The following is a 12,560-nucleotide window of genomic DNA, read 5'->3' as shown; positions in this document are numbered from 1 at the left end:
GGGGTCCTCAGGGGGCGAAGGTCGTCGGGGTCAGGTCAGCGCAGGCTTGGCAGATGCAGCCCGTTCTCGCGGGCGGCGTCTTTCGCGATGTCGTAGCCGGCATCCGCGTGGCGCATGACGCCCGTGGCCGGGTCGTTCCACAGCACCCGCTCCAGACGCTTCGCCGCTTCCGGCGTGCCGTCGGCGACGATCACGACGCCCGAATGCTGGGAATAGCCCATGCCGACCCCGCCGCCGTGGTGCAGCGACACCCAGCTGGCGCCCGAGGCCGTGTTCAGCAGGGCGTTCAGCAGCGGCCAGTCCGACACGGCATCCGAGCCGTCCAGCATGGCCTCGGTCTCGCGGTTGGGACTGGCGACCGAGCCCGAGTCCAGATGATCGCGCCCGATCACGACGGGGGCCTTCAGCTCGCCCGAGGCCACCATATCGTTGAACATCAGGCCCGCCCGGTGCCGGTCGCCCAGCCCGATCCAGCAGATCCGCGCCGGCAGGCCCTGAAACGCGATGCGCTCGCCCGCCATGTCCAGCCAGCGGTGCAGGCCGGCATTGTCCGGGAACAGCCGCTTCATCGCCCGGTCGGTCTTGAAGATGTCTTCCGGATCGCCCGACAGCGCCGCCCAACGGAACGGCCCGATGCCCCGGCAGAACAGCGGACGAATATAGGCGGGCACAAAGCCGGGGAAGGCAAAGGCGTCCTCGACCCCTTCGTCCAGCGCCACCTGCCGGATGTTGTTGCCGTAATCGGTGGTCGGAATCCCCATCCGCTGGAAGTCCAGCATGGCCTTCACATGGTCGACGATGGAGGCCTTGGCTGCGGTCCGGACCGCCTCCGGATCGGATTGGCGCCTGTCTTCCCATTCGGCCACCGTCCAGCCCTTCGGCAGATAGCCGTTGACCAGATCGTGGGCGCTGGTCTGGTCGGTGACCAGATCGGGGCGCACCTCCCGCCGCACCAGTTCGGGCAGGACCTCCGCCGCATTGCCCAGCAGGCCCACCGAGATCGGCCGGCCGCTTGCGTTCGCCGCCTCGATCTTCGCCAGGGCGTCCTCCAGATCCTCGGCCATGACGTCGAGGTAGCGGGTTTTCAGCCGCATCTCGATCCGGCTGGCCTGGCATTCGACGGCGAGGCACGACGCCCCCGCCATGGTCGCCGCCAGCGGCTGGGCGCCGCCCATGCCCCCCAGCCCGGCAGTCAGGATCCACTTGCCGGACCAGTCGCCGCCATAGTGCTGCCGGCCAGCCTCCATGAAGGTCTCATAGGTCCCCTGAACGATGCCCTGGGTGCCGATGTAGATCCACGACCCGGCCGTCATCTGGCCGTACATCATCAGCCCCTTGCGATCGAGCGCGTCAAAATGCTCCCAGGTCGCCCATTTCGGCACCAGATTGGAGTTGGCGATCAGCACGCGTGGCGCATCGGCATGGGTGCGGAACACCCCGACCGGCTTGCCCGATTGCACCAGCAGGGTCTCGTCCGGGGCCAAGGCATCCAGGGTCTCGACGATCCTGTCGAAGGACGCCCAGTCGCGCGCCGCCTTGCCGATCCCGCCATAGACGACCAGATCCTGCGGACGCTCGGCAACCTCGGGGTCGAGGTTGTTCATCAGCATGCGTTTGGCGGCTTCGGCGGCCCAGGTGGCGGCGGTCTTTTCCGGACCGCGCGGGCTGCGAATGATGCGGGTGTTCGAGATCGGTTGAGTCGTCATGATCCCGTCTCTACGTTCCCCTCCATGACGATGGAAGACTCAGAGGCCCTGGGCTGGCGCTCGGTTGCGGACATGATCGGCGATCATCCGGACGCGGCGGTGGCCCTGATCGGGGCGCCCCTGGGCGAACGCTCGCTGACACCCGGCCGGTGCGACCTGGGCCCGCGCGCCTTCCGCGCCGTCCTGCCGCGCTTTTCCACCTATGACGTCGAGACGGGCCGCTCGCTGGAGACGCGGGTCCACGATGCCGGCGATGTGGCGCTCAAGGCGCTGGCCCCCGAGGCCGCCTTCCAGCCCTTGCGCGATGCCGTCGCGGCCCAGTCCGGGCGGCGTCTGACCGTCATCATCGGCGGCAACAATGCCGTCACCCGCCCGGGTCTGCACGGCCTCGGCCTCAAGGGCACGGGTCTGCTGACGCTCGATGCCCATTTCGACCTGCGCGACACCGATCAGGGCCTGACCAATGGCAATCCGGTCCAGGCCCTGCTGGACGACGGCATGGACGGCGCCCTGATCAGCCAGATCGGCCTTGCCCCCTTCGCCAATACCAAGCGGGCCCACGACAAGGCGAAGGCGGCCGGCATTTCGGTACGCACGGCGGGCGAGTGTCACCGGACGGGTTTTGCCGAGGTCGTGTTCCAAGAACTGGAGCGCCTGAGCGCGCGGGTGGACCGCATCTATGTCGATGTCGACATCGACGTGATCGACCGCAGCCAGTGGCCCGCGAGCCCCGGCGCCCGCCCGGGCGGAGTCGGCGTCCATGCCTTCTTCGAGGCCACGCGGGTGATCGGCGCCTGTCCCAAGGTCCGCGCTGTCGATCTGACCGAGTACGATCCGTCGCTTGAAGTCGGCGATCTGGGATCGCTGACCGCAGGCCGCTGGTTCTGCGAACTGCTGGCCGGGTTCGAGACCCGATGAAGGTCGATCGGCTGATCACCGACTGCCGCCTCGCCACCATGGTCCCCGGCGGCGAGCCCTACGGCGCGATCGAGGACGGCGCCATCCTGATCCGGGACGGACGCATCGTCTGGATCGGCACGCGGGCGGATCTGCCCGACCATCAGGCCACCGAGGTCGACCGGCTGGACGGCCGCTGGGTCACGCCCGGCCTGATCGACTGCCACACCCATCTGGTATTCGGCGGCGACCGCTCGGGCGAGTATGAGCGCCGCCTGACCGGCGTGCCCTACACCCAGATCGCCCGAGAGGGGGGCGGCATCGCCTCGACCGTCCGCGCCACACGCGCTGCGACTGATGCCGAACTGACGGATAGCGCGCTGGATCGACTGAACGCCCTGACCGACAGCGGCGTCACGACCGTCGAAATCAAGTCCGGCTACGGGCTGAATGCCGAAACCGAGCTGCGCATGCTTCGTGTGGCCAAGGGGCTGGAGTGGGCCAGCGGGGTCCGCGTCCGGACCACCTTCCTCGGCCTGCACGCCATCCCGCCCGAGTTCGCCGACCAGCGTGCGGCCTATGTCGATCTGATGGTCGATCAGATCCTGCCCGCCGCCCAAGCCGAGGGGCTGGTCGATGCGGTCGACGCCTATCTGGAGCCGATCGCCTTCACGACCGAGGAGGTCGCGCGGCTGTTCGACAAGGCGCGACAGCTGGGCCTGCCGGTCAAGCTGCACACCGACCAGCTCAGCGACGGGGGAGGGGCCGCGCTGGCCGCGCGGTATCAGGCCCTGTCCGCCGACCACGTCGAATACATTTCAGATGACGGCGTGGCCGCCATGGCCAAGGCCGGTGTCATCGCCGTCCTGCTGCCCGGCGCCTTCGTCATGCTGGACGAGACGCAACTGCCGCCGGTGCAGGCCTTCCGCGACGCGGGCGTCCCCATGGCGGTGGCGACCGACTGCAATCCCGGCACCTCACCGCTGGCCTCCATAACGCTGGCCATGGCGCTGGCCTGTATGAAGTTCCGCCTGACGCCAGAGGAGGCGCTTGCGGGAGCCACCCGCCACGCCGCCCAGGCCCTCGGCATCGCCGATCAGGTCGGCACGCTGGCGGTCGGCAAGGCCGCCGATCTGGCGGTCTGGGATGTGACCCGCCCCGCAGAACTGTCCTACTGGCTCGGCAAGCCGCTGCTCAACCGCCGGTATGTCGGCGGCTGCTGAGCGCCTGCCCTAGGCTTTAAGGCCGTCGATGCCCTCATTGGCGAGGGTATCCGCCCGCTCGTTCAGCTCATGGCCTGCGTGACCCTTGACCCAGTGCCACTTCACCTGATGACGCGCCCGGGCCTCGTCCAGACGGCGCCACAGGTCCTCGTTCTTGACCGGCTTCTTGTCGGCTGTCTTCCAGCCACGGGATTTCCACGCGCTGATCCATTTGGTGATGCCGTCCATCACATAGCGGCTGTCGGTGTGCAGATCGACGCGGCAGGGCCGTTTCAGGGCCTCCAGCGCCATGATGGCAGCCGTCATCTCCATGCGGTTGTTGGTGGTGTGGGGTTCGCCCCCCTTCAACTCGCGCACATGGCCAGCCCCGGTCTGCAGGATCGCACCCCAGCCCCCCGGCCCCGGATTGCCGCGACAGGCGCCGTCAGTGTGGATGATGACATGGGAGAGGTCTGACACAGGGGGAGGGCTCAAAAGGGCAGGGGGCTCGTAAGACGTTATAACATCTGTTATACAGGAGGCGCGCAAGGAGACCAGTGATGATCGCAATCAAACTGACCCAGGTCGGCAATTCGGTCGGTGCCGTCTTTCCCAAAGAGGCCTTGAACGAGCTCGGTGTGACCAAGGGCGACACCCTGTATCTGACCAAGGGGCCGGATGGGTCGATGCGTGTCACGGCATATGATGACGAGGTCCGGCGCCAGATTGAACTGGGAGAGCAACTGATGGATCAGAATCGAGACGTCTTCCGCGCCCTGGCAAAATGACAGCCCGCGAGCCGGTCTGGATTCGCAGGGAAGCTCTGGTTTCCTTGCATGACCGCACTCTCGCGCTTCATGGCGGCCCTGCCGGGATACGCGATGAGGGGCTGCTTGAGTCTGCTCTGCAGCGGCCAATCAATCGGTTCCTGTATCAACAGGTAACTGATCTTTCGGTGCTTGCCGGGACCTATGCCGTGGGCATTGCCTCCAATCATCCATTTATCGATGGCAACAAACGCGCGGCCTATCAGGCGCTACTGCTGTTTCTGGCACTGAATGGGCAGCCTCTACAGGCGGATAGCGTGGACGCCACCCTGACCATGCGGGCGGTGGCGGCGGGGCAGATCGACATTGATCCATTGGCTCGGTGGATCAGGGCAAACAGCAGCAAGACCTAACCGGCGCTTGGCGCATGGCCATTACAAGGCCTATATGGGGTGTGATCAAAGATCATCGGCAATCCCGCCGCCCTTCGTGTTGAGACGTGGAATCATGCAGCCCGGCATCTGGCAAATTCTTCTTATCGCTGCTCTGGCCCTCCTGCTGTTCGGGGGACGCGGCAAGATTTCCGGCCTGATGGGCGATGCCGCCAAGGGCATCCGCGCATTCCGCGAAGGCCTGAAGGGTGAAGACGACAAGTCGACCGGTGAGAGCGTTCTGCCCCGCACCGATGCTGAAAAAGAAGATCTGAAGCACTGAACGTCCTTCAGAACGGAAGCGTGTGATCCATGGGTGGTCTGGGTCCCGGCATCGGCGGGCTGGAAATCCTTGTAATCGGTTTGCTGGCCCTGATCGTGGTCGGCCCTAAGGACCTGCCCTTGATGATGCGCAAGGTGGGCCAGTTTCTGGCTCGGGCCCGGGCCATGGCCTCCGAGTTCCGCTCCAGCTTTGACGAAATGGCCCGGCAGGCCGAGTTGGACGAACTGCGCAAGGAGGTCGAGGCCCTGCGCAACGCCCAGGCCGTGCCGCTGGGCGCCGAGGCCGAGGAAGCCTTCCGCGACATCGACAAGAGCCTGAAGGAACCGCTGGCTGTCCCGCCGTCCGTGCCGACGCCGGTTCCGGAGGCGAAGCCAGAAGCTCTTCCGAAGCCTGAAGCGAAAGCGTCCGGGGCCGCCACCAAGCCCAAGGCGGCCCGCAAGCCCCGGGCGAAGGCCGCCAAATCTCCCGCAACGAAGGCGGCCACCCCGACCCGGGCCAAGGTCACCCGCAAGAAGGCGGTGGACCTGTGAGCCGTCCTGATCGCGACGAAGACGAGATCGAATCGTCCCGCGCTCCCCTGATGGATCATCTGATCGAGTTGCGCGGGCGGCTGGTGGTCTGTGTCGTGGCGTTCGTCGTCGGCTTCATCGGCTGTTTCATCGTCGCCGACCCCATCTATGTCTTTCTGGTCCAGCCCTTCGCTGTGGCGGCCCAGTTCCGCGAGGCCGCCGGGCCCGGCGGCAGTGTGTCACCGTTCGACCTGATCCTCGGGACGGCCGGGCTGGTCCCCGTGCCCCGGGGTGACGGCGAGACCGTGAATCTGATCTTCACGGCGCCGCTCGAATTCCTGATCACCAAGATGAAGCTGGCGGCCTTCGGCGCGGTTGTGGTCACATTCCCGGTGCTGGCCTTTCAGGTCTACCGGTTCGTGGCACCCGGCCTCTATCGCAACGAGAAGGGCGCCTTTCTGCCCTTCCTGGTCGCCGCCCCGATGCTGTTCCTGCTCGGCGCGGCGATGGTCTATTACGTCATGCTGCCCTTCGTGATGCTGTTCTCGCTGGGCCAGCAGGTGACCGGCGGCGGTATATCGGCCGAGCTGCTGCCGCGCGTTTCCGACTATCTGAACCTGGTGATGGCCCTGTTGCTGGCCTTTGGCCTCTGCTTCCAGCTTCCGGTGGTCATGACCCTGCTGGGCATGGCCGGGATTGTCAGCTCCAGCGCCCTCGCCAAGGGGCGCAAATACGCCATCGTCGCCATCGCCGTGGTCGCCGCCTTTGTCACGCCGCCCGACCCGCTCAGCCAGATCATGCTGGGGATCCCGCTGGTGCTGCTCTACGAGGTCTCGATCTGGTGTGTGCGGCTGATCGAGATGCGTCGACGCAAGCGCGATGTCGAGGACGGCCTGACCGCCTGACCGGAACCGGAACCAAGCGGGGCCGTTAGTCGTGGACCTTTCACGACAGGAGACGCCCATGTCCCGCCTTACCTTCAGCCTGATGGCTTCCGCGACCCTGATGGCCGGTGCCGTCGCCTGCTCCCCCGCCGAGCCCGAACCGGCCCCGGAGCCTGAAACCCGCACGGTCGTCCAGGAAGTGCCGGTCGTCGTAGAGCGTGAAGCGCCGCCCCCGGTCGTGGTCGAACGCGAGGCCGGGGACTCTACCACCGTCCGCGCCGGTTCGGACGGTATCGAGGTCGAAACGACCAACCGCTAGGTCGGTCTCCAGACATGAAAACGGCCCCGGTGATCGCTCGCCGGGGCCGTCGTCAATTCAGCCTGCTGATCAACAGCTATAGTACATGTCGAACTCGACGGGGTGGGGATGCAGCTGCAGGCGCATCACCTCTTCCATCTTCAGCTCGATGTAGCTGTCGATGAAGTCGTCATCCATGACGCCGCCCTTCTTAAGGAAGGCGCGGTCCTTGTCGAGCGCGTCCAGGGCCTCCTTCAGGCTGCCGCAGACCTCGGGGATGTTGCCGCGCTCTTCCGGCGGCAGGTCGTAGAGGTTCTTGTCGGCCGGGGCGCCCGGATCGATGCGGTTCTCGATACCGTCGAGGCCCGCCATCAGCAGGGCGGTGAAGGTCAGATAAGGGTTGCCCATCGGATCGGGGAAGCGGGCTTCGATACGCTTGGCCTTGGGCGAGCTGACCCACGGAATACGGATCGAGGCCGAGCGGTTGCGGGCCGAATAGGCCAGCTTGACCGGGGCTTCATAGCCCGGGACCAGGCGCTTGTAGCTGTTGGTCGTCGAGTTGGCGAAGGCGTTGATCGCCTTGGCGTGCTTGATGATGCCGCCGATGTACCACAGGCACATGTCCGACAGACCGGCGTATTTGTCACCGGCGAACTGGGGCTTGCCGTCCTTCCAGATCGACTGGTGCACGTGCATGCCCGAGCCGTTGTCGCCGAACATAGGCTTGGCCATGAAGGTGGCCGACTTGCCATAGGCGGCGGCGACGTTGTGGATCACGTATTTGTACAGCTGCAACCGGTCGGCCATGGTCACCAGCTCGGCGAACTTCAGGCCCAGTTCGTGCTGGGCCGGGGCCACTTCGTGGTGATGTTTTTCGGGGTTGAGGCCCATATCTTTCATCACCGACAGCATTTCCGCGCGCAGGTCCTGGCCGGAGTCGACCGGATTGACGGGGAAATAGCCGCCCTTGGCACCCGGGCGGTGGCCCATATTGCCTTCGCTGTATTCCGAGCCCGTGTTGGCCGGCAGTTCCAGCGAGTCATAGGTGTAGCCCGTGTCGTGGGCCTGGGTGGACCAGCGGACATCGTCGAAGATGAAGAACTCGGCCTCGGGACCGAAATAGACCTTGTCGCCCACGCCGGCGGACTGGACGAAGGCCAGCGCCTTCTTGGCCATCGAGCGGCTGTCGCGGTTGTAGGGCTCGTTGGTGTCGGGGTTCAGCACATCGCAGAACAGGAACAGGGTGGTGTGCTGGTAGAAGGGGTCGATATAGGCGGTGTCGAGATCCGGCTTGAGCAGCATGTCGGACTCATTGATCGCCTTCCAGCCGGCAATCGACGAGCCGTCGAACATGGTGCCTTCCTCAAGGAACTCGTCATCGACCAGGTCGATATCAAAGGTCACATGCTGAAGTCGGCCCTTGGTGTCGGTGAAGCGAAGGTCGACGTATTTGACGTCCTTGTCCTTGATGTCCTGAAGGATGGCCTTGACGCTCATGGATTTCGTATCCTGTGGCTGGGGGAGGAGAACAGAAAGACCGTCCGCGAGGGACGGTCGGTGAAAGGGTCAGACGGCCTGGGCACCGGTTTCGCCGGTGCGGATACGGATGACGTCCTGGACGTCCGAGACGAAGATCTTGCCATCGCCAATCTTGCCCGTGCGGGCCGATGTCTGGATGGCTTCGATCACAGCCGGGGCCAGGTCATCGCTGACGACCACCTCGATCTTGATCTTGGGCAGGAAGTCGATGACGTATTCGGCGCCACGGTACAGTTCGGAATGCCCCTTCTGGCGGCCATAGCCCTTGGCCTCGAGGACGGTCATCCCCTGGACCCCGACGTCCTGCAGTGCCTCTTTGACTTCATCCAGCTTGAACGGCTTGATGACGGCTTCGATCTTTTTCATGGCGTCCCCGAGGCGACCCGGAATTGGCCCGGAATTGGTCTGTGCACTCGGACCGCAATGGGACATTGCATTGCACCATAAGGCAAGGCCCTTTTGATAATTATCATCATCCGTGAACGGAGGCGTCATGACTGTCCTACCTGAAGCCGGAGACTGGAGAAGCCGTCTGCCCTGGTCCGAGGCGGACACCCACAAGCATGCGCGCGGGCGACTGGCCGTGGTCTCGGGCCCGGCGCACCGCACCGGAGCGGCCCGTCTGGCGGCGCGGGCAGCGCTTCGGATTGGTGCGGGTCTGGTCCGGGTCATGGCGTCGCCCGCAGCCATCCCGGTGCTGGCAGCCTCTTTGGAGGCAGTGATGGTGGAACCCTTCGACGGCGCCGACGATCTGGGTCACCGCCTCAGGGAGGTTGATGCCGTGGTGATCGGCCCGGCTGCGGGGATGGGAGAGGAAACGGTCGGCAATCTGCATGCATTGGCCAGAACCGGTGCCGTGCTCGTCGTCGATGCCGATGCGCTCAGCGTGTTTGAAAGCCACCCTGATGATCTGTTCGCCTTGCTGGACCGCGATGATGTGCTGACCCCGCACGGGGGAGAGTTCGTGCGCCTGTTTCCGGATCTGGCCGATCTGCCCTCGACCGAAGCGGCCGCTCAGGCCTCGGTGCGGGCCGATGCCGTCGTGCTGCTGAAAGGTCATGAGACCGTCATCGCGGCGCCCGACGGGCGCGTTGCCGTCAACCCGAACGGTTCGCCCTGGCTGGCGACGGCGGGCACCGGCGATGTGCTGGCGGGCATGATCGGCGGACTGGCGGCCCAGCACATGGACAGTTTTGACGCCGCCTGCGCGGCAGCGTGGATCCACGCCGAAGCTGCGCGCCGCTTCGGCCCCGGCCTGATCGCCGAGGACCTGCCGGATCTCATTCCCGGTATCCTCGCCGGTCTGGCGCCGAAAGACCTCAGGCCGTCTTAGACTTGGCCTTGGACTTGGCCGGGGCCTTCCTGGCTGCCGCCTTCTTCGCCGGAGCTTTCTTGGCCGCTGCTTTCTTGGCGGGCGCCTTCTTGCCCTTGCCGCCCGCCGCCGCCTTGGCCGCGACCAGTTCGAGGGCCGCCTCCAGCGTCAGGTCTTCGGGCGCCGTTCCCTTGGGCAGGGTGGCGTTGATCTTGCCGCATTTGACGTAGGGGCCAAACCGACCGGCCATCACCTGGATCGGGTCACCGCTCTCGGGATGGGCCCCCAGCTCCTTCAGCGGTGCCGTCTGGCCCCGGGCCCCGCGCGAGGCTTTCTTCTCGGCCAGAAGGGCGACGGCGCGGTTCAGACCGACCTCGAACACCTCCTCGATGTCCGGCAGATTGGCATAGACGCCGTCGTGCAGAACGAAGGGCCCATAGCGACCCAGCCCGGCCGTGATCGGCTTGCCGTCCTCGGGGTGTGCTCCGACCTGACGCGGCAAGGCCAGCAGCGTGAGAGCCTGTTCCAGCGTCAGCGTCGCCGGGCTCCACCCCTTGGGCAGGGAGGACCGTTTCGGTTTTTCAGCCTCGGGCGGGGTGGTCTCCACGTAGGGCCCGAAGCGGCCGATCTTCAGCTGGACGGGTTGGCCCGTGTCCGGATCGATGCCCAGGTCGCGGTCGCCGCCGTCCGCCGAACCCGCGGCATTGGCTCCGGCACCAAAGCCCCGGGTGTAGCGGCACTCCGGATAGTTCGAGCAGCCGATGAAGGAGGACTTCATCTTGAAGCTGGCCTTCAGATGCAGCCGCCCGGACTTGCACAGCGGGCACAGGCGCGCGTCGGTCCCGTCGTCCTTCTCGGGGAACAGGAACGGCCCGATGGCCGAGTCCAACTCGTCGATGACGCCCTGACGCTCCAGCACCACGGCGGTCGCGGGCTTCAGCTTGGCCCAGAAATCCCGCAGCAGGGCCTTCCAGTCCATCTGGCCGGCCGAGACCTCGTCCAGTTCGTTTTCGAGCGCGGCGGTAAAGTCATACTCGACCCATTGGCCGAAGAACTGCTCCAGAAAAGCCGTGACCAGACGCCCGTTGTCCTCGGGATAGAAGCGGTTCTTGTCCATGCGGACGTATTCGCGATCCCGCAGGGTGGTCAGGATCGAGGCATAGGTCGAGGGGCGACCGATGCCCAACTCCTCCAGCTTCTTGACGAGGGTCGCTTCGGAATAGCGCGGCGGCGGTTCGGTGAAATGCTGGTCTGTGCGGATGGCCTCGACCTTGGCCACAGCGCCTTCCTTCAGGGCGGGCAGGCGGGTCGCGTCATCCTCGTCGTCGTCCGACGACCCGGCGCGGGGCTTGTCGTCACGGCCTTCTTCATAGGCGGCGATGAAGCCGTCGAAGGTCACGACCTGGCCCGTGGCGCGCAGGCCGGTCTGGCCCGAGGGCTCCTCAATCTCGACCGTGGTGCGGTCCATGCGGGCCGCCTCCATCTGGCTGGCGACCATACGCTTCCAGATCAGCTCATACAGGCGCCGCAGGTCGTCATCGAGACGCACCGAGTCCGGATGGCGCGCGATATTGGTCGGGCGGATGGCCTCGTGCGCCTCCTGGGCGTTCTTGGCCTTGACCTTGTAGTAGCGCGGCTCGGACGGGACATAGGCGGGGCCGAACCGTTCGGCGATCACTTCGCGGGCCTGGGCGATGCCCTCGGGGCTGACCGACACGCCATCGGTCCGCATATAGGTGATCAGGCCGCCCGTATCGTCGACGCCTTCGTACAGCTTTTGCGCCGCCTGCATGGTGCGCTGCGCCGTGAAGCCGAGCTTGCGCGAGGCTTCCTGCTGCAGGGTCGAGGTGGTGAAGGGGGGCGAGGGGTTACGCTTGACCGGCTTCTTCTCGATCGAGCGGATCGTGAATTGACCGGCCTGGATGGCCGCGCGCGCGGCCGTCGCCGTCGCCTCGTCCTTGATGTCCAGCCGCTGCACCCGCTTGCCCGCGTGTTTGACCAGCCGGGTGGTGAAAGGCGGGCTATCCGCCGTCAGATCGGCCTCGATCGACCAATATTCCTGCGGCCTGAAGCTCTCGATCTCCAACTCGCGGTCAACGACGATCCGCAGCGCCACCGACTGCACCCGACCGGCCGAGCGCGCGCCGGGCAGCTTGCGCCACAGCACCGGCGACAGGGTGAACCCGACCAGATAGTCCAGCGCGCGGCGGGCCAGATAGGCCTCGACCAGCTCCATATCCAGCTGACGCGGATTGGCCATGGCCTCGAGCACGGCGGCCTTGGTGATGGCGTTGAAGGTGACCCGTTCGACCTGGGTGTCCTTCAGCGCCTTCTTCTTCTGCAGCACCTCCAGCACGTGCCAGCTGATCGCTTCCCCCTCACGGTCGGGGTCAGTCGCTAGTATGACGCGGTCGGCGCGCTTGGCCGCTTCGGCGATCTCGGACAGGCGTTTGGCACCCCGGGCATCGACCTCCCACGACATGGCGAAGTCTTCGTCGGGCAGGACCGAGCCGTCCTTGGAGGGCAGGTCGCGGACGTGGCCATAGGAGGCCAGAACCTCGAAGTCGGGACCCAGATATTTGTTGATGGTCTTGGCCTTGGCCGGGCTTTCGACAATGACGAGATTCATACGGGCGTGGCGCTTTTCGGGGGGAGGGGCCCAGGGTTCGGGCCGGAGAAGAAGGCCGGGGAACGTGGTTCGCCTCTCGTCCCGTGTCAATCGCCAGTCCGGA

General features: G+C 65.8%; 14 protein-coding genes. 9 read left to right on the top strand and 5 right to left on the bottom strand.

Translation table 11 applies throughout. From position 1 onward, the window contains the following. Positions 1-35 precede the first annotated feature (35 nt). Positions 36-1,706 (bottom strand): urocanate hydratase, encoded by a 1,671-nt coding sequence (gene hutU / locus EG854_RS05025; protein WP_123286619.1) that lies wholly within the window; start codon positions 1,704-1,706, stop codon positions 36-38. Positions 1,707-1,730: 24 nt separating this feature from the next. Between hutU and EG854_RS05020 the strand changes: the two genes are divergently transcribed. Next, the gene (locus tag EG854_RS05020) at positions 1,731-2,624 is read left to right on the top strand and encodes an arginase family protein (protein WP_123286618.1); all 894 of its coding nucleotides are present in this window, start codon (positions 1,731-1,733) and stop codon (positions 2,622-2,624) included. After that, a complete protein-coding gene (hutI, locus tag EG854_RS05015) occupies positions 2,621-3,826 on the top strand; it encodes an imidazolonepropionase (protein ID WP_123286617.1) in 1,206 nt (401 codons plus the stop codon). Before EG854_RS05020 ends, hutI begins: the two co-directional genes overlap by 4 nt. Before the next feature lie 9 nt (positions 3,827-3,835). Here the strand turns inward: hutI and rnhA are convergent, their stop codons facing one another. Next, positions 3,836-4,285, bottom strand: a complete 450-nt coding sequence (rnhA, locus tag EG854_RS05010; protein WP_123286616.1) for a ribonuclease HI — start codon at positions 4,283-4,285, stop codon at positions 3,836-3,838. A gap of 80 nt (positions 4,286-4,365) precedes the next feature. Between rnhA and EG854_RS05005 the strand changes: the two genes are divergently transcribed. From EG854_RS05005 to EG854_RS04980, 6 genes are all read left to right on the top strand, one after another. Beyond that, positions 4,366-4,593 carry an AbrB/MazE/SpoVT family DNA-binding domain-containing protein gene (locus EG854_RS05005; protein ID WP_123286615.1) on the top strand — a complete coding sequence of 76 codons (228 nt, stop codon included), beginning with the start codon at positions 4,366-4,368 and terminating at the stop codon, positions 4,591-4,593. Continuing rightward, positions 4,590-4,985 (top strand): type II toxin-antitoxin system death-on-curing family toxin, encoded by a 396-nt coding sequence (locus tag EG854_RS05000; RefSeq protein ID WP_123286614.1) that lies wholly within the window; start codon positions 4,590-4,592, stop codon positions 4,983-4,985. Before EG854_RS05005 ends, EG854_RS05000 begins: the two co-directional genes overlap by 4 nt. Positions 4,986-5,079: 94 nt before the next feature. Further along, positions 5,080-5,286 (top strand): twin-arginine translocase TatA/TatE family subunit, encoded by a 207-nt coding sequence (locus tag EG854_RS04995; RefSeq protein ID WP_123286613.1) that lies wholly within the window; start codon positions 5,080-5,082, stop codon positions 5,284-5,286. A gap of 29 nt (positions 5,287-5,315) precedes the next feature. Then, positions 5,316-5,816 carry a Sec-independent protein translocase protein TatB gene (tatB, locus tag EG854_RS04990; protein ID WP_123286612.1) on the top strand — a complete coding sequence of 167 codons (501 nt, stop codon included), beginning with the start codon at positions 5,316-5,318 and terminating at the stop codon, positions 5,814-5,816. After that, positions 5,813-6,700 (top strand): twin-arginine translocase subunit TatC, encoded by an 888-nt coding sequence (gene tatC / locus EG854_RS04985; RefSeq protein ID WP_123286611.1) that lies wholly within the window; start codon positions 5,813-5,815, stop codon positions 6,698-6,700. The genes tatB and tatC overlap by 4 nt, the downstream gene beginning before the upstream one ends. A gap of 58 nt (positions 6,701-6,758) precedes the next feature. Continuing rightward, complete coding sequence (locus tag EG854_RS04980) at positions 6,759-6,998, top strand: hypothetical protein (RefSeq protein ID WP_123286610.1); 240 nt, start codon at positions 6,759-6,761, stop codon at positions 6,996-6,998. Positions 6,999-7,067: 69 nt separating this feature from the next. Here EG854_RS04980 and glnA read toward each other — a convergent pair whose 3' ends face one another. Both glnA and EG854_RS04970 read right to left on the bottom strand, forming a co-directional pair. Further along, on the bottom strand, positions 7,068-8,474 hold the full coding sequence (gene glnA / locus EG854_RS04975; protein WP_123286609.1) for a type I glutamate--ammonia ligase: 1,407 nt from the start codon (positions 8,472-8,474) through the stop codon (positions 7,068-7,070). A gap of 69 nt (positions 8,475-8,543) precedes the next feature. Then, positions 8,544-8,882 carry a P-II family nitrogen regulator gene (locus EG854_RS04970; protein WP_123286608.1) on the bottom strand — a complete coding sequence of 113 codons (339 nt, stop codon included), beginning with the start codon at positions 8,880-8,882 and terminating at the stop codon, positions 8,544-8,546. Positions 8,883-9,009: 127 nt separating this feature from the next. On the opposite strand from EG854_RS04970, the gene EG854_RS04965 reads away from it, so the two are divergent. Next, positions 9,010-9,849: an NAD(P)H-hydrate dehydratase gene (locus EG854_RS04965; protein WP_123286607.1), complete on the top strand. Its 840-nt coding sequence runs from the start codon at positions 9,010-9,012 to the stop codon at positions 9,847-9,849. Here EG854_RS04965 and topA read toward each other — a convergent pair. Continuing rightward, the gene (gene topA, locus EG854_RS04960; protein WP_123286606.1) at positions 9,836-12,457 is read right to left on the bottom strand and encodes a type I DNA topoisomerase; all 2,622 of its coding nucleotides are present in this window, start codon (positions 12,455-12,457) and stop codon (positions 9,836-9,838) included. The genes EG854_RS04965 and topA overlap by 14 nt on opposite strands. Between the last annotated feature and the right edge of the window lie 103 nt (positions 12,458-12,560).

This window comes from Brevundimonas halotolerans (assembly GCF_003730275.1).
In the GTDB taxonomy this organism is placed as follows: domain Bacteria; phylum Pseudomonadota; class Alphaproteobacteria; order Caulobacterales; family Caulobacteraceae; genus Brevundimonas; species Brevundimonas halotolerans.
This window is presented reverse-complemented; position numbering and strand designations above follow the sequence as displayed.